Below are 21051 nucleotides of genomic sequence, written 5' to 3' on the forward strand. Positions count from 1 at the left end.
GAGGGTCATGGGCGGAGCGGACGGCGACGCGGCGGCGGACGACCCGCGCCCGGCGCCCCGGGTACGGTCAGGCCGTCAGGCGGCCGGGGACGCCGTGGGAGACGCGGGAGACATGGAAGACTCGGTGTCCCCGATTCCGCCCCGGACGGACGTCCGGGGCCTCCCCGCAGGAGAATCGAACCATGGCACAGGTCAAGTTCTACGGCCGCCGCGACGTCTGGGCCGACCGGCGCCGGGAGCTCTCCGACACCGTCCACGGCTGCCTGACGGAGGCGTGGAAGCTCCCCGCGGAAAAGCGGTTCCACCGGTTCCTGCTGCTGGACGCCGAGGATATGGTCTGTCCGCAGCGGAGCGAGCGGTATCTCATCGTGGAGATCATCTGCTTCGAGGGCCGCTCCCCGCAGGCCAAGCGCGACCTGATCCGCACCCTGTTCGCCAGGGCGCGGGAGGTCCTCGGCCTGCCGTCCGAGGACCTGGAGATCGTGCTCCTGGAGGCGCCGCAGGTCAACTGGGGCATCCGGGGCCTGCCGGGCGACGAGCTGGCGCTGACCTACCCGGTCACCGTCTGAGGACCGGGCGGCGGTCGCGACACCGATCCGCCGGTCACCGCCCGACGGCCGTCCCGGACGGGCAGGCGAACCGCCGGGGGCCGTCCCGGACAGGGAGGCGGGCCACCCGGCGACCGCCCTACGCCTCCGGCCGAACGGGTGGACCGCCGGCGGCCGTCCCGCGCCGCCCGCCCCGGCCGGGCGGGTGGACCGCCCGGCACCCCGGGGGACCCGCGACGCACACATAGCCGACCATGGGACTATGGCGACCGCGTACATGGGCCGGTGTTCGGCCGATTGCATACATTCGGCGGCATGATGGACCTGACAGGACGCCGGGCCGTGGTGACCGGGGCGGGCAGCGGGATCGGGCGTGCCTGCGCACACCGCCTGGCCGCCGCCGGGGCGCACGTGGTGGTGGTCGACATGGACGCGGAGGCCGCCGCGAAGGTGGCCACGGAGGTGTCCGGCACGCCGGTGGTCGCGGACCTGTCGGCCCCGGACTTCACCGACGCCCTCCCCCCGGGCACGGACATCGTGGTCAACAACGCGGGCTTCCAGCACGTCGCGCCGATCGAGGACTTCCCGCCGGAGGTCTTCTCCAAGATCATGAAGGTCATGGTCGAGGCCCCTTTCCTGCTGGTCAGGTCGGTCCTGCCGGGGATGTACGAGCGCGGCTGGGGCCGGATCGTCAACATCTCCTCGATCCACGGGCTGCGCGCCTCGCCGTACAAGGCGGCGTACGTCACGGCCAAGCACGCGCTGGAGGGCCTGTCGAAGGTCATCGCCCTGGAGGGAGCCCCGCACGGGGTCACCTCCACCTGCGTGTGTCCCGCCTACGTCCGCACGCCGCTGGTCGAGAAGCAGGTCGACGCCCAGGCCGAGACGCACGGGATCGGCAGGGACGAGGTGATCGAGAAGATCATGCTGGCCCCTGCCGCGATCAAGCGGCTGATCGAGCCGGAGGAGGTGGCCGAGCTGGTCGCCTACCTCTGCGGCCCGCACGGTTCGTTCCTCACCGGGGTGTCCCTGCCCGTCGACGGCGGCTGGACCGCCCACTGACCCCCGGCCCGTGCGGGGCGCGGGCCGGGCACCACCGCGCGCCCGCGGCGCGGGGACGGCCGGCGGGCCGCTCCCCGCACCCGGCGGGCCGCTCCCCGTGCCCAGCGGTGAGCGATACCGGGGCAGATCGGGATAGATAGGAAGCGCCGCGACAATGGAGGGTATGAACGTAGGGATCTACCTCGAACTGCTGGCCAGGGAAGCGTCGTCGGTCGAGTTCGAGGGGCCCATCCTGGCCGCCCGCGCCGCCGGGGTGGACGCGGCCACGCTCGCCGAGCTGGAGGACGCCAAGCTCACCGCGCTGAAGGTGCGGGCGCAGCTGTGGCGCCGGGCCCGGCGGGAGGCGGAGCTGGCCGCCCTGTTCGACACGGCGAGCGACCTGGCGGGACTGCGCGACCTCGACGCCGTGCTGGAGGCGATCGTGCGCCGGGCCCGGCAGCTCCTGGGCACCGACGTCGCCTACATGACACTGATCGACCCCGAGCGGGGCGACACCCGGATGCGGGTGACCGACGGCTCGGTGTCGGCGAAGTTCCGCAACGTGCGGCTGGCCATGGGCGCCGGTCTGGGCGGGCTGGTCGCCCAGACCGCCACGCCGTACGCGACGGCCGACTACTTCTCCGACGAGCGGTTCAACCACAAGGCGCACATCGACGAGGCCGTCCACGACGAGGGCCTGGTGGCCATCCTCGGCGTTCCGCTGAAGCTGGGCGCGCGGGTCATCGGCGTGCTGTTCGCCTCCAACCGGAGCGTGCGGCCGTTCACCCAGGACGAGGTGGTGCTGCTCGGCTCACTGGCCGCGCACGCGGCGGTGGCCATCGACAACGCCCGGCTGCTGCAGGAGACCCGGAACGCCCTGGAGGAGCTCAGCGAGGCCAGCCGGCAGGCCAAGGCGCACGGCGAGGCGGTGGAGCGGGCCGCGCTGGCGCACGACCGGATGGCCGGGCTGGTGCTGCGCGGCGGCGGGGTCCGGGACGTCGCCGCCGTGGTCACCGAGGTGCTCGGCGGCTCGCTGGTCGTCCTGGACGAGACCGGGCAGGCGATCACCGGGGACGTCGGCGCGCTGGACCCGGGCGAGGACGCGCCCGATCAGGGGACGGGCGGGTCCGGGAAGGGACCGGCGCGCGGCGGGCGGGCGGCCGGGACCACCGCGGAGGCCATCGCCGAGGCCGCGCGGTCGTCGCGGGCGCTGGGCCGTACGGTCCGCAAGGGCAACCTGCTGGTCGCCTCGATGGACGTCGGCGGCGAGCCGCTGTGCACGCTGGTGCTGCGGCACGAGGACCCGGTGGCCGACACCGACCAGCGCATCCTGGAGCGGGCCGCGCTGGTCACCGCGCTGCTGCTGCTGTCACGGCGCACCGCCGCCGAGGCCGAGGGCCGGGTCAGGGGCGAGCTGCTGGACGACCTGATCTCCCGGCCCGGCCTGGACGGCCTGGCGCAGCGGGCCCGGCGGGTCGGGGTCGACCTGAACGCCGACCACGTGGTGATCGTGGTCCGCCACGGCGGGGGGCGCGAGCGCGCCGCGTTCTGGGCCTCCTCCCAGGCCACGCTGAAGGGCGGCCTGGCCGCCCTGCGGGGCGACGAGGTGGTTCTGCTGCTGCCCGGCGACCGGCCCGGCCCCCTGGCCAGACAGGTGGCGTCCGAGCTGAGCGCGTCCCTCGGCCGCCCTGCCACGGCGGGCGCCGCAGGCCCGGTGCGCGGCTCGGAGCCGATCGCCGCCGCCCACGGCGAGGCGCAGCGCTGCGCCGACGCGCTGCTCGCGCTGGGCCGGACGGGGGACGGCGCGAGCGCCGCCGAGCTGGGCTTCGTCGGGCTGCTCGTCGGCGACGGGCACGACATCGAGGCGTTCCTGACCTCGACGCTCGGCCCGGTGCTCACCTACGACGCGCGCCGGGGGACCGCCCTGGAGCGCACGCTCACCGCCTACTTCGCCTCCGGGGGCTCGCTGTCGCGCACCGCGGAGGCCCTGCACATCCACGTCAACACCGTCACCCAGCGGCTGGACCGGATCGGCCGGCTCCTCGGCGCGGGCTGGCAGGACCCCGACCGGGCGCTGGAGATCCAGCTCGCCCTGCGCCTCCACCGCCTCAGCAACTGACCCGCGGCCCTTTCCCGCGGCCCGGCGACCGGTCGGACCCGCGGCCGCCCATCGGCCCGGCCCGGGTCCGCGCCGCCCGGGTCCGCGCCGCCCGGGTCCGCCGTCCCGGGCACATAGGTCACAATCGGGTAAGCCCCCTTACCGCCCGTCCCGTCAGGTGTCGTGATCTCGGGCGCCCACATACCCTCTCCTCCGGCTATGGGGACCGCACCCATAGGAGTGATGCCGGTCACTACGTACCGTGAGCCGACATCCCCCCAACAGCGCAACCCCTTGGTGAGTGAGATGACAGAAAAAACCCGAACCCCTATCGGCAAGATCGTCGCCGCCAGCCTGATCGGCACGACGATCGAGTGGTACGACTACTTTCTGTACGGATCCGCCGCCGCGCTGGTCTTCCCCGCCCTCTTCTTCCCCAAGTCCGACCCGCTCACCGGCACCCTGCTGGCGTTCCTGACCTATGCCGTCGGCTTCGTGGCCCGCCCGCTCGGCGCGCTCGTCTTCGGTCACTACGGTGACCTCCTCGGCCGTAAGAAGCTCCTGGTCATCAGCCTGCTGCTGATGGGGGCCGCGACCTTCCTGATCGGCTGCCTGCCGACCTACGCGACGGTCGGCGCCGCGGCCCCGCTGCTGCTGACGGCCCTGCGGCTGGTCCAGGGCTTCGCCCTCGGCGGCGAGTGGGGCGGCGCGGTGCTCATCGTCTCCGAGCACGGCGACCCGAAGCGGCGTGGGTTCTGGGCCTCCTGGCCGCAGTCCGGCGCCCCCGGCGGCAACCTGCTGGCCACCGCGGTGCTCGCGCTGCTGGCCGCGTTCCAGAGCGACGAGGCGTTCAACAGCTGGGGCTGGCGCATCCCGTTCCTGCTCTCCGGTGTCCTGGTGCTGATCGGCCTGTGGATCCGCCTGTCCATCAGCGAGTCGCCGATCTTCCAGCAGGCGGTCGCCAACGCCGAGCACAAGCCGGTCAAGCGCACGCCCATGGCCGACGTGTTCCGCTACCACTGGCGCGACGTCCTCATCGCGATCGGCGCCCGCTTCGCGGAGAACGTCTCCTACTACGTGATCACCGCGTTCGTGCTGGTGTACGCCACCGAGGCGGCGGACCTGGACAAGCCCACGGTGCTCAACGCGGTGCTGATCGGCTCGGCCATCCACTTCTTCTCGATCCCGATGTGGGGCGCGCTGTCCGACCGGCTCGGCCGTCGCCCGGTCTACCTGATCGGCGCGGCCGGGGTGGGCGTGTGGGCCTTCGCCTTCTTCCCGCTGATCGACACGAAGAACTTCTTCGCGGTCACCCTGGCGGTCACGGTCGGCCTGATCCTGCACGGCGCGATGTACGGCCCGCAGGCCGCGTTCTTCTCCGAGCTGTTCGCCACCCGGATGCGTTACTCGGGCGTGTCGGTCGGCGCGCAGCTCGCCTCGATCGTCGCCGGCGGCATCGCCCCGCTGATCGCGGTGGCCCTGCTGCAGCAGTACGGCTCCGCCGTGCCGGTCATGATCTACGTACTGATCGCCGCCGTGGTCACCCTGATCACCGTCTTCGTCGCCCGGGAGACCAAGGACCGCGACCTGGCCACCGTGCGCGCCGAGGGCGACGCCGCCTCCGCCCCGACCGTCCGCTGAGCCCGTACCGGAGAGCGTCCGATGCATCTTGAGAACCGGCGGGTGCCCACCGCCCGGATCACCCAGAACGTCCTGACCTCCGGGGTGGCCGGGGGCGAGCCGGTGCTGTTCGTCCACGGCAACGTGTCGAGCTCCGTCTTCTGGCGGGAGACGATGCTCGCCCTGCCCGGCGGTTACCGGCCGCTCGCGGTGGACCTGCGCGGCTTCGGCGGAAGCGACCCGGCGCCGGTCGACGCCACCCGCGGCCTGCGGGACTTCTCCGACGACGTCCTCGCGCTCCTCGACGCCCTCGACCTGCCGGACGCGCACCTGGTGGGGTGGAGCATGGGCGGCGGGGTCGTGCTGCAGGCGCTGCGCGACCGGCCCTCGGCCGTGCGGAGCGTGACGCTGGTCAACCCGGTCTCGCCGTACGGCTTCGGCGGCACGCACGGGCCGGACGGCACGCTGAACCACCCCGACGGGGCGGGCGGCGGCGCGGGCGCGGCCAACCCGGAGTTCGTGCGGCTGCTGGCCGCCGGCGACCGGTCGGCCGACTCGCCCCTGTCGCCGCGGAGCGTGCTGCGCGCCACGTACGTCAAGCCCGGCACGGTCCTGGCTACCGAGGACGAGGACGTCTACGTCTCCTCGATGCTCACCACGAGGGTCGGCGAGGACAACTACCCGGGCGACGCGGTCCCCTCGGACGCCTGGCCCGGCACCGCACCCGGTCCCCGCGGGGTGCTCAACACCATGGCCCCCACCTACCTGCGGCTGGACGACCTGGACGCCGTCGATCCCAAGCCGCCGGTCCTGTGGGTCAGGGGCGACTCCGACGTGATCGTCTCCGACACCTCGATGCTCGACCTCGCCCACCTGGGCGCCCTCGGAATCGTCCCCGGGTCCCCCGGCACCCCGGCCCAGCCGATGGTGACCCAGACGAGGACCGTGCTGCGGCGGTACGGGAACTTCACCGAGGTCGTCCTCGACTGCGGGCACAGCCCGCACGTCGAGCGGCCCGAGGAGTTCCGCGCCGCCCTCACCGACCACCTGAAGCGGAGCTGACATATGACGACATCCCGCCGCCGACGGCCCGCCGCGCTCGCCGCGGGCGCGGCGCTCCTCACCGCCGCCGCCCTGGCGTCCGCCCCGGCCGCCACCGCCGAGACGGCCGGCGCCTCCGGCCGGCACTGCGGGCCGATGAGACCACTGACGGTCGTGGGCGCCGAGCACCAGGAGAAGTCCTGCCTGGACGACCTCACCACCACCGGAACGGTCGCCTCCGGGCACACCGACCCCGCCGACTGGTCGGGCCTGCACCCGGCCGGGGCGACCGGCCCGTCCGGCGTGCCCGGCGTCCAGATCGACGGCTACTTCCCCGACACCTCCACCACCAACACCAACCACGGCTGGAACCACGACTCGCAGTTCGTGATCCGGCTGCCCGACGACTGGAACGGCGGGCTGGTCGTCGCGGGCACCCCCGGCAACCGCGAGCAGTACGCCAACGACTTCGTCATCTCCGACTGGGCGCTGGCGAAGGGCTACGCCTACGCGGCGACGGACAAGGGCAACACCGGCGTCGAGTTCTACAAGGACGGCAAGCAGCCCGGCGACGCGCTCGCCGAGTGGAACACCCGGGTCACGCAGGTGGCGGTCGCCGCCAAGGCCGTCGTCGCGCAGCGGTACGGCAGGCTCCCCCGCCGCACCTACGCCGCGGGCATCTCCAACGGCGGCTACCTCGTCCGCTGGCAGCTGGAGAACCGGCCGTGGCTCTACGACGGCGGGGTGGACTGGGAGGGCACCCTGTGGACGCAGGACGACAACCTCCTGACCTTCCTGCCGCCGGCGCTGCGGGCCTACCCCGCGGGTGACGCCCAGGCGATGTACGACGCCGGTTACGCCAAGGGGTCGGAGTTCCTGTGGCCCTTCCACCACCAGGTGTACTGGGACCTCACCCAGCGGCTCTACCGTGAGGAGCTCGACCCTGGCTACGACGGCGACGCCGAGGCGGGCACGCCGTACTGCGCCTCGGGCACGCCGGCCTGCGACGCCGACTACGACTACGCGGCCCGCAGGAAGCAGGTCGCGCCGGCGGTGAGGAAGATCGAGCTGACCGGGCGGATCGGCAAGCCCCTGATCACCCTCCAGGGCACGCTGGACACGCTGCTGCCGATCTCCCGCACCGGGGACGTCTACGCGAAGATGGTCGGCGACCGGCCGTTCCGCTACTACCGGATCACCGACGGCACCCACACCGACGGCCTGTACGCGAGCTTCCCCGACAGGCTCAGGCCGATGCTGCCGTGCTTCCGCACCGCCTTCGACGCCCTCGCGGGCTGGGTGGAGAAGGGTCAGGCTCCCCCGCCGAGCGCGACCCTGCCGCGCCCGGAGAGCGGTGACCTCGTCAACGGCTGCCGGCTCGACGGGTAGCGTCCCGCGGCGCCGCCCGGGTCACCCGGGCGGCGCGGCCCCGCCGGGCGCCCGCCCCGCCGGCGGTCCGCGGAGCGACGGTCCCGCCGACGGCCCGTCAGCTCGGCAGGTAGTGCCGCCGCACCGTCCGGGCCAGCCGGACGGCGCCCCGGACCCCGGGAACCCGCAGGACCGCGCGACGGACCGGCGGGTGCCGGGGTCCGGCCGCGGCCCGGCCGTCCGTGCCGTCCGTGCCGTCCGCGCCGCCGGCCTCCACCCGGCCGGTGCGGCCCATCCGCACCCGGAAGCGCAGGGCCGTCTCCCCTCCGTCCAGCCGCAGGAACGGCAGCCACTCCCCCGGGCACAGGAACCCCTCCTGGGCGGCGAGCCGGGTCGGGACCCTGGCCACCAGCCGCCCCGCGTGGCGTCCCGGAACGCCCGGCTCGATGAGCGCGGGCACGCACACCTCCTGATCCGGGCGGGCCGCCCGGCGCAGCGCCAGCTCGGCGGGCGGCCCCCCGCTCGGCGGCACGTACGGCACCGGCACGACGACGAAGACCTGTCCCCGGTCGCGGATGACCGTCGTGCCCGTCGATACCAGGACGATCGACTCGGAGAACGAGCGGGGCTCCACGCAGACGCTCAGCTCCCCCTCCTCCGACCACCAGGGGACGACCAGCCGCCGGGAGCCGCCGGCCAGCTCGCCGACGCAGCCGTCCGGGGCGCCGGCCACCCGGGCGCGGGCCCGGTGCGCCCCGCCGTGCATGCGCACGTGGACCTCCCATGAGCCGGCCGGCAGCGGACGGCCCAGGGCCGCGGTGTCCACCTCCAGCCGGGCGGTCGCCCCGGCCTGCAGCCTGATCCCGTTGCGGTGCCGGCAGCGGGTCAGCGACGACGTCACCGGCAGGGCGTGGACGAGCCCGCTGCCGGGGTGCCTGACGTAGACCTCGACCCGGGCCTGCGAGACGGCCCGGGTGACGTCCACCAGCTCCGGGGGGAGGTGGACGTCCAGCGGCACCGGTGGATCCCACAGCAGGCCGGTCTCCCCGTACGGGACGAACCGCATCGGCTCGCCGCCGGCCCGCATGATCTCGACGGTGAGCGTCATCTCGAACGCGCCGTCCCGCCAGCCGGCCTCCCTCAGGTCGGCCCGCAGATGGGCGCCGCGCATGGCCTCGGCCAGTGCGAGGAGCCGGTCGAGGCGGCCGGCGCGCAGCAGGGCCGCGCGGACCCTCAGGTGGACGGGCAGGTAGCGGTCGAGGTGCGGTGGGAAGCGCTGGATGACGAGCTCGCGCAGCGTGGTGAAGGCGGCCGCCCGCTCCCGGGCGGAGGCGGTGACGAACCGGTTGCCGCCGAGCCGGCGCAGCACCGAAGCCCGCAGCCAGTGCGCGTACATCCGGTCGCGCCGCCGTCCCGGCGGCAGCTCGGCGTCGATGACGTCGAGCAGCTCGCGCAGCTCCGCCCCCTGCACGTACGGGTCGCCCGGCGGTTCGGGGCGTTCGGCGACGTGGCAGCAGACCTCGTCGGCCATGACCGCGACGACCTTGGCCCGCAGGTAGGCGCGGAGCACGAAGGCCTCCTCGGCCAGGCGCCCGCCGGGGTCGGGGAAGCAGAGCGCCTCGGCGTCCAGGAACGCCCGGCGGTAGAGCTTGTGCGGGGTCAGCGCCGACAGCAGCCGGTCCTTGAGGACGTCGGCGCGGTCGCGGTCGGCCTCGAACACCGGGGAGGGCGGCGTCCGGCCGGATGCCAGCCGTCCGAGGAGGACGTCGGCGTCGGTCTGCACGGCCCGCCGGTACATCCGCTCCAGCGCGGTCCGCTCCAGCCGGTCGGTCTGCTCCATGAGGTAGACGTACTCGCCCTGGGCGACGGCCATGCCGCTGTTGCGGCCCCGCATCGGCGAGCCGGTCTCCTCCAGGTGGATCACCCGGACGTTCGGCCGCGCCGCCGACAGCGTCTCAAGGCGCCGCCGGATCCCGTCGCCCGGTCCGGCGTCGGCGAAGACGACCTCGTACTCCTCCGGGGCCATCGACTGTTCCAGGAGCGAGCGGACACAGGCGTCTGCCGCGGTGCCGGGGTCTCGCACCGGCACCACCACGCTGACCTTCACATCCATGAGCCCCAGGGTGCGTCGCCCATGGCATGGAGGCGGTCAGACTTGCCGAGTCCTGGTGTCTCAATACCAGCCCGTGGCCTGGGAATGGGCCCAGGCACCACATGGCGTCCCGTAGCGGCCCTTGATGTAGCCGAGGCCCCACGCGATCTGGGTGGCGGGGTTGGTCTGCCAGTCGCCGCCGGCGCTGGCCATCTTGCTGCCGGGCAGGGACTGCGGGATGCCGTAGGCGCCGCTGTAGCGGTTCATCGCCCGCTCGTTCCAGCCGCTCTCCTTGGTCCAGAGCCTCTCCAGGCAGCCCCACTGGTCGCCCCAGCCGCGCGACTCCAGCATCTGCTTGCCCAGCGCGCGGTTGCCGGACGGGTTGGCCGAGCCGGAGGGGAGCTGCTTGGGGTCGAAGCCGTTGCCGCCGGGCGCCTCTTTTACGATCTTGATGGGGCTGAGCTTACGGCCCTTCTCCCGCTGGGCGGCCAGCCGGTCGGCCTTGAGCGCCTGGGCGGCCTGGGCCTTGAGGACATCGCCCTCGGGGTCGGGTCCGAACGGGTCGCCGCCGCCGAACATCTTCGACATCTCGTTCAGGGAGAGCGGCGCCTGCTTCGGGGCGGAGGCGTTCTGGATCGCGGTGTAGGCGGTGAACCCTCCGCCGCCCACGACGACGGCCGCCGTCGTCCCGAGGATGACGGCGCGCTTGGGGGTCAGCCACCCCTTCTTCTTCCCGGCTCGCCCGGTCCGCGGGTCCTGCGGGGTCTGTGGGGCCTGGGAGGCCGTCTTGTCCCGTCTGGCGGGTTTCCTGGCGCTACGGCGGGGGCGCGGAGCCGGATGCTCCCTCAACTGCGGCGGTCCTGAGCTCACGACCTTGAGCTTGCCGTGCGCGGGGGGGTGCTCCGCAACCTGAACGGCGGAGTTGGTCTGCCTCCTCGGCGAGATCAGCGGACGTTCCCCCTGCTTACCTGCTGATTACATGGACTTTCCCGTCATTTGGTTATTGACTGTGATTTCAGTCACATTTTCACGACTCGCAGTCACTCCGGACCGCGCGCCGGAGCGGGAGGTCCCGGAGGGGCCCGCCGTACCGCCCGGCCCGTCCCACCCCTGTCACAGTTCAATGACAGGCGTCGATCTGCTGGCATTTGGGCGAATAATTGCGACGTGGCGGGCATCCTTCTGGTGGAAGACGACCCCTCGGTCCGGACGGGGCTGGAGCTGGCGCTGAGCCGGCAGGGGCATACCGTGACCTCCTTTGACAACGGCGAGGACGCCCTCGCCCACATCAGGTCGCGCCGCCCCGAGATCGCCGTCCTCGACGTCATGCTCCCCGGCATCGACGGGGTCGAGGTCTGCCGCCGCATCCGCCGGATGGACCAGCTGCCCGTCATCCTCCTCACCGCCCGCGGGGACGACCTCGACGTGGTCGTGGGCCTGGAGGCCGGCGCCGACGACTACGTGGTCAAACCCGTCGAGCCGCGCGTGCTGGACGCGCGGATCCGCGCCGTGCTGCGCCGCGTGGAGTCGGCCGCCTCCGACCGCGTCACCTTCGGCGACCTGGTCGTGGACCGGGGCGCGCTCAAGGTGTCGCTGGCCGGCCGGGAGATCCACCTGACCCCCACCGAGCTGCGGCTCCTGCTCGAACTGGTCCGCCACCCCGGCCAGGTGCTCAACCGCAGATACCTCCTGCGGACCATCTGGGACCACACCCACGTCGCCGACTCCCGCCTGGTGGACGCCTGCGTCCAGCGGATCCGCGCCAAGATCGAGAAGGTGCCCGCCGAACCGGAGTTCATCCACACCGTCCGCGGGTTCGGCTACCGGTTCAGCCCGCCGTGAGGCCTCCGCACACCGGTCTGCGGGGCCGCCTGGTCATCGCCTTCACCCTCATCGCCGTCTCCGCCTCCACGCTGGTCGCGGTGATCGGCTACGAGCTCGTCAAACGCCGGGTCATCGACCGGACCGAGCAGGTCGCCGTCGGCGACGTGCGCGACATCGTCGAAGGGATCAAGGTGCCGGTCGGCGCCCGCTGGCCGGGGGACGGCCCGCCGGCCGACACGCAGATCGCCGCCCTCCAGCGGAGCCTGCGCGCCCGCGACGGCCGGGTGGTGGTCCGCTACGAGAACTACGACTACCCCGACGGCGACTTCGGCATGGGCGACGTCCCGGCCGATCTCGCCGCCGCGTCCACCCGCGAGATGATGACCGCCCGCCGGACCGTCCGGGGACGGATGTGGCTGCTCATCGCCACCCCCGTGTGGCGGATCGAGCCCCTCGGCATCGCCAGGCCCACCGGGATGAGCGTCTTCGCGTTCGTCCCCCTCACCGAGGAGGAGCGCCTCCTGGACGACCTGCGCCGCCCGCTGGCCGCGGCCGGCGCCATCATGCTGGTCGTCGCGCTCGCCGTCGCCCTGGTGTCGGCCAGGCGGGTTCTGCTGCCGGTCCGGCGGCTGGGCTCGGCGGCCCGGGCACTGGGAGCCGGCCGGCTCAACACCCGCCTGCCGGTGCACGGCCAGGACGAGCTGGCGCAGCTCACCGCCACCTTCAACGACACCGCCGCCGCCCTGGAGCGCAGCGTCTCCGAGCTGCGCTCGCTGGAGGCGATGTCCCGCCGGTTCGTCGCCGACGTCTCGCACGAGCTGCGCACCCCCCTGACCGCGATGACGGCGGTGACCGACATGCTCTCGGAGGAGGCCGAACGGCTGCCCGCCGAGCCCGCGGCGGCCGTACGGCTCGTCCTGCGGGAGATCAGGCGGCTGCGGACCCTGGTGGAGCAGCTCATCGAGACCAGCCGGTTCGACTCGGGCGCGGCGACGCTGAACGCCGAGGCCGTGGACGTCGCCGACGTGATCGACGACTGCCTGGAGATGCGGGGCTGGTCGGACCGGGTGGAGGTGGACGTGCCCCGCTCGCTGGCCTTCTCCGCCGACCCGCGGCGCCTCGACGTCATCGTGGCGAACCTGGTGGGCAACGCCCTGCGGCACGGCGCGCCCCCCGTCGTGGTGACCGCCCGCCGCGCCCCCGGCGGACTGGAGGTGAAGGTGCGCGACCACGGCCCGGGAATCCCGCCCGCCGACCTGCCGCACGTGTTCAACCGCTTCTACAAGGCGAGCGGCGGCGACGGCAGCGGGCTCGGGCTGTCCATCGCCCGCGCCAACGCCGAGCTGCACGGCGGCACCGTCTCGGCGCGCGCGCAGGACCCCGGCGTCCTCTTCACGGTCTGGCTGCCCGAGCGATGAGGGCGCGCCACAGCGCCGCCCGGGAGGCGGCACCGCACCGGCCTGCCGTACGGCACGCGGGACGGCCCGGCCCGGTGAGGGGCACGGAACGGCCCGGCCGCCCGCCGTGGTGGCACGCCGCCGCCCTGGCGGCCGTCCTCGCCCTCGGCGGATGCGGGATCGCCCCCACCGGCGTCCAGGACCGCGGACGACCCCCGGTGATCAGCTACAGCCCCACGTGGGTGACCGTCTACCTGCTGCGCGACGGCCGCCTGGAGCCCGTCAGGATCCCCGTGGGCTCCGACAGCGCCTCCGACATCGTCGACACCCTGTTCCGGGCCGGCAGGCAGCCGCCCGAGCCGGAGCTGTCCACCGACCTCGACGCGTTCCGGCACTACGACACCGAGACCACCCGGTACGCCGAGGCGGGCCGCCGTAAGGACCTCGGCGACGACACGGGATACCGGCTGAACGTGATCCTGTCGGGGGAGGGCAGGCTCTCCCGGGCGGGGATCGCCCAGATCACCTGCACGATCCGGCAGAACAAGCAGGAGGGCATCTGGAGCGTCGAGATCACCCGGCTGTTCCCCGGCGAGCCCAGGTCGTGGGGTGAGCACACCTGCTTCGAGTTCCGTGACCTCGCGGCCGACGGCGTGCGGCTGCCCCCGTGACCGGTCTCTCCGCGACCGGGAACCGTCCCCGGCGGGCGGCGGCACGGCCGCCCGCCGGGGACGGGCCCGCTACATCGTGATGTCCTCCAGCATCTCGGTGACCAGCGCGGCGATCGGCGAGCGCTCGGAGCGGGTCAGCGTGACGTGCGCGAACAGCGGGTGGCCCTTGAGCTTCTCCACCACCGCGACCACGCCGTCGTGCCGGCCCACCCGGAGGTTGTCGCGCTGGGCGATGTCGTGGGTGAGCACGACGCGGGAGTTGGCGCCGATCCGGCTCAGCACCGTCAGCAGCACCCCGCGCTCCAGCGACTGGGCCTCGTCGACGATGACGAAGGCGTCGTGCAGGGAGCGGCCGCGGATGTGGGTGAGGGGCAGCACCTCCAGCATGCCGCGGTCCATGACCTCCTCGATCACCTCGGGGGTGGTGATCGCGCCGAGGGTGTCGAAGACGGCCTGCGCCCAGGGGTTCATCTTGTCGTTCTCGCTGCCGGGGAGGTAGCCCAGCTCCTGACCGCCGACCGCGTACAGCGGGCGGAAGACGATCACCTTGCGGTGCTGGCGGCGCTCCAGGACCGCCTCCAGGCCCGCGCACAGGGCCAGGGCCGACTTGCCGGTGCCCGCCCGGCCGCCCATCGAGACGATCCCGATCTCGGGATCCATCAGGATGTCGAGCGCGATGCGCTGCTCGGCCGAACGGCCGTGCAGGCCGAAGACCTCGCGGTCGCCGCGCACCAGCCGCACCGACTTGTCGGGCATCACCCGGCCCAGCGCCGAACCCCGGTTGGACAGCAGCCGCAGGCCGGTGTGGGCAGGCAGGTCACGCGCCTCGGGCACGTCCGCGGTGCCGTTCTCGAAGAGCGTCTGGACGTCGTCGTCGGCCACCTGGAGCTCGGCCATGCCGGTCCAGCCGGAGGACTCCACGAAGGCCAGCTCGGCGCGGTACTCCTCCGCCGCCAGCCCGATCGAGGCGGCCTTGACCCGCATGGGCAGGTCCTTGGAGACGAGGACCACGTCGTGGCCCTCGGCCGCGAGGGTGCGCGCCACGGTCAGGATGCGGGTGTCGTTGTCACCGAGCCGGAAGCCGACGGGAAGGATGGAGGGGTCGCTGTGGTTGAGCTCGACCCGGATGGTGCCGTCTCCGACGGGCATGGGCTCGTCCAGCCGCCCGTGGGTCACCCGCAGGTCGTCGAGGTACCTCAGCGCCTTGCGCGCGAAGTAACCGAGTTCCGGATGGTGCCGCTTGGCCTCCAGCTCGGTGATGACGACGATCGGGAGGACCACCTCGTGTTCGGCGAAGCGGCTCATCGCCGCCGGGTCAGCCAGGAGGACCGAGGTGTCCAGGACGTACGTACGCCGGGTGGTGTCCGGCGACGTGGCTGAGGACGAAGGGTTTGCCACGCGTTCTCCCCCGGGCGCCTTGGGGGGCGCCCTGCCATGAGCTGGGATGCGGACCGGAACCGGATCCCGCCGCGCGACACGCCAGGGACGCCGGTGCCCGGCCCTCCCTGGCGGAACGTTGTCGCAAAGGCGGGCCCTCTCCGGTGTGGGCGGCCGGTGACCACCCACTTGTTACGGTACGTCCTGAATACCCGATCTTCCAATGTCCCATGCCTATCCAAAAGGGGGCATTGGTCACAGGGATCGTCAGGAACCGTACCGCCGGTGCCGCGCGGCGTAGGAGCGGAGCGCCCGCAGGAAGTCGATTCTGCGGAAATCGGGCCAGTAGGCCTCGCAGAAGTAGAACTCGGAGTGGGCACTCTGCCAGAGCAGGAATCCGGAGAGACGCTGCTCTCCCGAGGTCCGGATGACGAGGTCCGGGTCGGGCTGGCCGCGCGTGTAGAGATGCTCCGCGATGTGCTCGACGTCGAGGACCTCGACCAGGTCCTCGATGCTCGCGCCCTTGCTGGCGTGCTCCTGGAGGAGGGAGCGCACCGCATCAGCGATCTCACGCCTTCCTCCATACCCAACAGCAACGTTCACAATCAGCCCGGGGCGATGGGATGTCGCTTCTTTCGCCTCTTTCAGGACGCGGGCCGTACGGTCCGGCAGGAGGTCGAGCGCCCCCATGGGGTTGACGCGCCAGCCGACCGCCGCGAGCTCCTGGACCACGTCCTCGATGATCCTCACCAGGAGGTCGAGCTCGTCCTTGGAGCGGTTGAGGTTGTCGCTGGAGAGCAGCCACACGGTGACGACCTCGACGCCGGCCTCCCGGCACCAGCCCAGAAGCTCGGAGATCTTGTCGGCGCCCTTGCGGTGACCGCGGCTGACGTCGTCGAGGCCCATCGCCCGCGCCCAGCGCCGGTTGCCGTCGACGATGACGCCGACGTGCCGGGGGACCGATTCCGGCTGCCGCGACAGCTTCGCCTCCAGCCGCCGCTCGTACAGCCGGTAGACGAGATCGCGCACATCCATGGAATCCCCTCCTTCCAACGCCCGGGGTGGGAAGAGGGCGCTGACAGGCAATTATCGCCGTCCCGGGGACCCGTTGCCCCCTCTATGGGGATCCCGGATGGGTTGCCGGGCTTGCTCGGCCCAGGCACTCCTCGGCCTCGGCGACCAGCGCGTCGATGAAGATCCCCAGCTCAGCGGAGGTGAGGACCGCGCGCAGGCCGATCCCGCCACCGCACCACGCCTCGACGAACGCCCTCCGCGTCAGCCGCCACTCCCCCGGCCCGCCCCGCCGTCCCGGGGTCCAGACCGGGATGGTGCGCAGCTGACATCGGAGTTCTCCGCCGCTGACGATCCCGTTCCTGGTGCGGTAACGAAACGCGAACAGTTCGTCCTCCCCCGGAAGGCCGGGGAAGCGGTCGTCGGGATCGGGCCACTGGTCCCGGTGACCGTCACGGGCCTCGGTGACCTCCCGGGCCAGCCGGGCGAGCAGCCACCCGCAGCGCTCCCCCACGGTGCCGTACAGCACACCGTCGCGGTGGAGTTCGAGCGTGACCTCGTACGGCGAGCCGACGCTGTCCCGGCACGCCACCGGCGTCACGGTCAGGTACGACCCGTCAAGACAGCGCAGTCCCCCCACGTCAGAGTAGGTATCCCCGCCCCGTCCCGCCAAACCGCGGCATCCGCGCGAACCGGGTCCACCGGCGACGCCCCGCGTGCGGCTCCGGCTCGGGCAGCGGGTGCCCGGCCGCCCTGAGCCGCTCGGCGAAGTCCCGGGCGTCGGCCCTGGAGCCGCCGGGCGGCTTGGGACGGACCCGGGCGTAGGCGTCGAACTCGGCGGCGAACCCGGCGCCGAGCAGCGCCACGAGGTCCGGCCGGAGCCGCGCCACGACCCCGCGTCTCTTGGAGACCAGGCTCGCGGCCTGGATCCGCAGCCGCCCCTCGTCGAACCCCCGGGGCGGCTCACCCCCGGCCACCAGGGCGGCCAGCAGCTCCGCCTGCGCCCGCGCCAGCTCGACCCGGAGATCGGGCACAGGACGGGACGTGGAACCGGGAGCGGGCCGGAGGGCGGGATCGGGCACGGGTGAGAGGGCGGGGCGGCCCACCGGGTCAGGCACGGGTCACCGCCTCGCGGATCCGGCCGAGCTCCGCCTCCAGCACGTCGTCGCCGGGATAGTCGCCGTCCCATTCCAGCAGCACGCCCGGCGGTTCCACCCGGGCGCGCAGCGCCGCCAGGATGTCCAGCACCTCGCCGGGCACGCGGGCGGTGTGGGTGTCGTGCCAGACGCCGTTGTGGAGGTGCCCCCCGGCGACGTGCACGTAGGCCAGCTCGGACAGCGGCAGGGCGTCCAGCGCGCCGACGGCCGGCAGGCCCAGGTTGACCTGGTTGGTGTAGAGGTTGGCCACGTCGACCAGCAGCCCGACCCCGGTCCTCTCCACCAGTTCGCCCAGGAAATCGGCCTCGGTCATCTCGTCGTCCGGCCAGCCGAACAGGGCGGCCACGTTCTCCAGGGCCAGCGGGACGGGCAGGGCCGCCTGGGCCCGCCGTACGTTGTCGGCGACCACCGCCAGCGCGGCGCGGGTGCGCGGGACCGGCAGCAGGTGGCCCGCCTCCATGCCGCCCGCGCGGACGAAGGCCAGGTGCTCGCTGACCAGCGGGGCGTCCAGGGCCCTCGCGCAGTCCGCCAGGTGCGCCAGGCGGTCCGGGTCCGGCGGTTCGGCGCCGCCCAGTCCCAGCCCGACGCCGTGCGGGATCACCGGCAGGCCCCGGCCGCGCAGCACCCGCAGCGACTCGGGAAGGTCGCCGGGGCGGATGTTCTCCGCGACGACCTCCACGAAGTCCACGTCCGGCAGGCGCTCCACGGTCAGGTCGATCTCCGGCCGCCACCCGATGCCGACCCCCAGCCGCCCGGTCCCCGTCATGTCGCCTCCCCGCACCGTCCCGGCGTGCCGCTCAGCCACCGCCGCACCCCCCTCCACCGCAGCCACCGCCACCGCAGCTCGATCCACCGCCGCAACTCGACCCGCCGCCGTCGGAGCCGCCGGAGTCGCCCCAGCCGCCCGAGCCGAAGTCGCCGCCCCCGCCGAAGGAGCCGCCGTCGCCCGACGATCCGGAGGAGCCCCCGCAGGAGCCGGAGGCGCAGCTCGTGGTGCCGTGCGCGTGCCGGTGCGCCAGTTCCTCGGCGAGGACGGGGTCACCGGCCTCAGCGAGGCCGTACAGGGCGACCGGGACGCCGACCGCGGCGTACAGGGGCAGGCCCGCGGCACGGGGGACGCCCCGCACGTGGGTTCTGCCGGCGTCGGCGAGGACCTCACGTCCGGCGTCGGTCAGCATGCCGCGCAGCTCACGCCTCCGGCGCTGGTAGGTCGTCAGGCCGACGACCGCGGCGAGGGCGCCGGCCAGCAGCGTCACCACGGCGAGCCCTCCCCCGCCCCTGATGAACATGACGGTGAGGAACTCGAAGACGAGGGGGCCGAAGGCGAGGACCTCGAAGGCGACGGCGATGACGGTGAGGACCAGCAGGACGTTGAGCAGCCTCCTGGCCGGGGCGACCGCGCCGTCGGGAATGAGAAGACCCGCCCGCGTCAGGCCGTCGCGCAGGTCGTTCATGGCCTGGTCCTCGGCCACGGCGTGACGCAGCTGCCCGGCCTGGCAGGACCCGCCCCGGACGCGGAGCGCCTCGAGGACGGCCCGCTCGATCGGGTCGGGGGACGGCGGGGCCCCGGCGACCAGGCTGACCTGGCCGCCCCGGGACACGCGGACGCCGCCGCCCCTGGCGAGCACGGCCAGGGCGGTGTTGACCGCCCGCAACGGCCCACCGGCCAGGTAGGCCAGCTCGTAGTGACCGGGTGAGCCGGTGAGGGTGACGGATGAGGCCGAGCGGACCCGGCGATGCTCCCTGGACAGGGCCGACGCGGTGAAGCCCACGGCGGCGAGGAGGATCAGTGCGACGACGAGCAGTGTTGCTGCCATGTCCGGCCTCCTGGGGGTGGAGGAGATGCGGATGCCCCGCCGTCATGTAGACGATCGGGGCATCACGGAAGTTCGCCGCGGAGACCGTTTTTCGGCCGTTTCCCGCCGCATCCCGGATCGCTCCGGGGTGCGGCGGCCGGCGCTACCCGCCCAGGCGCTCGACCAGGGCGTTGTACTCGTCCCAGAGCTCCTTGGGGAGGTGGTCGCCGAAGGTCTCGAAGAAGGCCGGGATCAGCGCGGCCTCCTCCTTCCAGACCTCGGTGTCGACGCTCAGCAGGGTCCGCAGGTCCTCGGCGGAGAGGCCGAGGCCGTCGGTGTCGAGCTCGGCGGGCAGCAGGCCGATCGGGGTCTCCACCGCCTCGGCCCTGCCGTTGATCCGGTCGACGATCCACTTCAGGACGCGGATGTTCTCCCCGAAGCCGGGCCAGATGAAATCGCCCTCGTCGTTCTTGCGGAACCAGTTGACGTAGTAGATCTTCGGCAGCCGGACGCCCTCCCGACGGCCGACGTTGATCCAGTGGCCGAAGTAGTCGCCCATGTTGTAACCGCAGAACGGCAGCATCGCGAACGGGTCGCGGCGCAGCTCGCCGACCTTGCCCTCGGCCGCGGCGGTCTTCTCGGAGGCGATGTTGGCCCCGGTGAAGACGCCGTGCTGCCAGCTCAGCGACTCGGTGACCAGCGGCACCGCGGTGGCGCGGCGCCCGCCGAACAGGATCGCCGAGATCGGCACGCCCTTGGGGTCCTGCCACTCGGGGGCGATGGTCGGGCACTGGCCGGCGGGCACGGTGAACCGGGCGTTCGGGTGCGCGGCCGGCTCCTCGCTGTCCGGGGTCCAGTCGCGGCCCTTCCAGTCGGTCAGGTGCGCCGGGGGCTCGTCGGTGAGCCCCTCCCACCACACGTCGCCGTCGTCGGTGAGGGCGACGTTCGTGAAGACGCTGTTGCCCCAGAGCGTCCTGATCGCGTTGGCGTTGGTGGACTCGCCGGTGCCGGGCGCCACGCCGAAGAAGCCCGCTTCGGGGTTGATGGCGTACAGGCGGCCGTCGTCGCCGAACCGCATCCAGGCGATGTCGTCGCCGATCGTCTCGACCTTCCAGCCGGGGATGGTCGGCTGGAGCATGGCCAGGTTGGTCTTGCCGCACGCGCTCGGGAACGCGGCCGCGACGTAGCGGGTCTCGCCCTCCGGCGGGGTCAGCTTGAGGATGAGCATGTGCTCGGCCAGCCAGCCCTCGTCGCGGGCCATCGTGCTGGCGATGCGCAGCGCGTAGCACTTCTTGCCGAGCAGCGCGTTGCCGCCGTAGCCCGAGCCGTAGGACCAGATCTCACGGGTCTCGGGGAAGTGGCTGATGTACTTGGTGGAGTTGCACGGCCACGGCACGTCCGCCTGGCCGGGTCCGAGCGGGGCGCCGACCGAGTGGACGGCCTTGACGAAGTCGCCGCGCTCCTCGATGAGCCGCAGCGCGGCCTCGCCCATGCGGGTCATGACCCGCATCGACACGGCGACGTACGGCGAGTCGGTGATCTCGACGCCGAGCTGCGAGATCTCGCCGCCGAGCGGACCCATGCAGAACGGCACGACGTACATGGTGCGGCCGCGCATGCAGCCGGAGAAGAGCTCCCCGAAGGTCCTGCGCATCTCGTCCGGGGCGATCCAGTTGTTGGTCGGCCCGGCGTCCTCCTCGCGCTCGGAGCAGATGTAGGTCCGGTCCTCCACGCGGGCGACGTCGCTGGGGTCGGAGGCGGCGTAGAAGCTGTTCTGCCGCTTGGCCAGGCGCTTGAACGTGCCCTGTTCGACCAGGAGGTTCGTGAGGCGCGTCCACTCGGCTTCCGAGCCGTCGCACCACTCGATCCGGTCGGGCTGCGTCAGCTGGGCGATCTCGGCGACCCAGGCGGCCAGTCCGGCGTGGCTGGTCGGGCTGGGGGCGGTTACGTCCTCGATAACGGACACTGCTACGGCTCCTTACGCTTCTCAGGGCCAAAACATCATTGACC

Annotated in this window: 18 protein-coding genes; 9 read left to right on the plus strand and 9 right to left on the minus strand. The window is 73.0% G+C overall.

Translation table 11 applies throughout. The annotated features are described in order from the left end of the window. The first annotated feature begins 182 nt into the window (after positions 1-182). The 6 genes from ACZ6W9_RS26960 (at position 183) to ACZ6W9_RS26985 (ending at position 7737) form a co-directional block, all read left to right on the plus strand. Positions 183-569 carry a tautomerase family protein gene (locus tag ACZ6W9_RS26960; RefSeq protein WP_389956741.1) on the plus strand — a complete coding sequence of 129 codons (387 nt, stop codon included), beginning with the start codon at positions 183-185 and terminating at the stop codon, positions 567-569. A gap of 297 nt (positions 570-866) precedes the next feature. Continuing rightward, the gene (locus ACZ6W9_RS26965) at positions 867-1610 is read left to right on the plus strand and encodes a 3-hydroxybutyrate dehydrogenase (RefSeq protein ID WP_389957927.1); all 744 of its coding nucleotides are present in this window, start codon (positions 867-869) and stop codon (positions 1608-1610) included. Between the two features lie 163 nt (positions 1611-1773). Then, complete coding sequence (locus ACZ6W9_RS26970) at positions 1774-3708, plus strand: helix-turn-helix domain-containing protein (protein WP_470120267.1); 1935 nt, start codon at positions 1774-1776, stop codon at positions 3706-3708. A 285-nt stretch (positions 3709-3993) separates the two neighbouring features. Then, on the plus strand, positions 3994-5328 hold the full coding sequence (locus ACZ6W9_RS26975) for an MFS transporter (protein ID WP_470120269.1): 1335 nt from the start codon (positions 3994-3996) through the stop codon (positions 5326-5328). Between the two features lie 21 nt (positions 5329-5349). Beyond that, positions 5350-6369 carry an alpha/beta fold hydrolase gene (locus tag ACZ6W9_RS26980; protein ID WP_470120271.1) on the plus strand — a complete coding sequence of 340 codons (1020 nt, stop codon included), beginning with the start codon at positions 5350-5352 and terminating at the stop codon, positions 6367-6369. Between the two features lie 3 nt (positions 6370-6372). Continuing rightward, positions 6373-7737, plus strand: a complete 1365-nt coding sequence (locus ACZ6W9_RS26985) for a tannase/feruloyl esterase family alpha/beta hydrolase (protein WP_470120273.1) — start codon at positions 6373-6375, stop codon at positions 7735-7737. A gap of 97 nt (positions 7738-7834) precedes the next feature. On the opposite strand, the gene ACZ6W9_RS26990 is transcribed toward ACZ6W9_RS26985, so the two are convergent. Together ACZ6W9_RS26990 and ACZ6W9_RS26995 are read right to left on the minus strand one after the other, a co-directional pair. Further along, a complete protein-coding gene (locus ACZ6W9_RS26990) occupies positions 7835-9829 on the minus strand; it encodes a glycosyltransferase family 2 protein (RefSeq protein ID WP_470120274.1) in 1995 nt (664 codons plus the stop codon). A 60-nt stretch (positions 9830-9889) separates the two neighbouring features. Further along, positions 9890-10678, minus strand: coding sequence for an aggregation-promoting factor C-terminal-like domain-containing protein (locus ACZ6W9_RS26995; protein WP_389956758.1), 789 nt, complete (start codon positions 10676-10678; stop codon positions 9890-9892). 297 nt (positions 10679-10975) lie between these two features. Here ACZ6W9_RS26995 and ACZ6W9_RS27000 point away from each other — a divergent pair, with 297 nt between their 5' ends. From ACZ6W9_RS27000 to ACZ6W9_RS27010, 3 genes are all read left to right on the plus strand, one after another. Then, positions 10976-11650, plus strand: coding sequence for a response regulator (locus ACZ6W9_RS27000; RefSeq protein ID WP_389956761.1), 675 nt, complete (start codon positions 10976-10978; stop codon positions 11648-11650). Beyond that, complete coding sequence (locus ACZ6W9_RS27005; protein WP_389956764.1) at positions 11647-13050, plus strand: sensor histidine kinase; 1404 nt, start codon at positions 11647-11649, stop codon at positions 13048-13050. Before ACZ6W9_RS27000 ends, ACZ6W9_RS27005 begins: the two co-directional genes overlap by 4 nt. Positions 13051-13124: 74 nt before the next feature. Then, positions 13125-13700 carry a hypothetical protein gene (locus tag ACZ6W9_RS27010; protein ID WP_389956767.1) on the plus strand — a complete coding sequence of 192 codons (576 nt, stop codon included), beginning with the start codon at positions 13125-13127 and terminating at the stop codon, positions 13698-13700. Between the two features lie 69 nt (positions 13701-13769). Here the strand turns inward: ACZ6W9_RS27010 and ACZ6W9_RS27015 are convergent, their stop codons facing one another. The 7 genes from ACZ6W9_RS27015 to ACZ6W9_RS27045 all read right to left on the minus strand — a co-directional run bounded on the left by ACZ6W9_RS27015 (position 13770) and on the right by ACZ6W9_RS27045 (position 21007). After that, positions 13770-15098 (minus strand): PhoH family protein, encoded by a 1329-nt coding sequence (locus tag ACZ6W9_RS27015; RefSeq protein WP_389956770.1) that lies wholly within the window; start codon positions 15096-15098, stop codon positions 13770-13772. A gap of 246 nt (positions 15099-15344) precedes the next feature. Next, complete coding sequence (locus tag ACZ6W9_RS27020) at positions 15345-16112, minus strand: isoprenyl transferase (protein WP_362931175.1); 768 nt, start codon at positions 16110-16112, stop codon at positions 15345-15347. 82 nt (positions 16113-16194) lie between these two features. Further along, positions 16195-16728: a hypothetical protein gene (locus ACZ6W9_RS27025; protein ID WP_389956773.1), complete on the minus strand. Its 534-nt coding sequence runs from the start codon at positions 16726-16728 to the stop codon at positions 16195-16197. 1 nt (position 16729) lies between these two features. Then, positions 16730-17122 (minus strand): SCO6045 C-terminal-like domain-containing protein, encoded by a 393-nt coding sequence (locus ACZ6W9_RS27030; protein WP_389956776.1) that lies wholly within the window; start codon positions 17120-17122, stop codon positions 16730-16732. A 76-nt stretch (positions 17123-17198) separates the two neighbouring features. Beyond that, positions 17199-18050: an MbnB/TglH/ChrH family RiPP precursor modification enzyme gene (locus ACZ6W9_RS27035; RefSeq protein ID WP_389956779.1), complete on the minus strand. Its 852-nt coding sequence runs from the start codon at positions 18048-18050 to the stop codon at positions 17199-17201. After that, positions 18043-19062, minus strand: coding sequence for a TIGR04222 domain-containing membrane protein (locus ACZ6W9_RS27040; protein WP_389956782.1), 1020 nt, complete (start codon positions 19060-19062; stop codon positions 18043-18045). Before ACZ6W9_RS27040 ends, ACZ6W9_RS27035 begins: the two co-directional genes overlap by 8 nt. A 142-nt stretch (positions 19063-19204) precedes the next feature. Further along, on the minus strand, positions 19205-21007 hold the full coding sequence (locus tag ACZ6W9_RS27045) for a phosphoenolpyruvate carboxykinase (GTP) (RefSeq protein ID WP_389956785.1): 1803 nt from the start codon (positions 21005-21007) through the stop codon (positions 19205-19207). Positions 21008-21051 lie beyond the last annotated feature (44 nt).

Source organism: Streptosporangium sp. NPDC053982, from assembly GCF_055585205.1.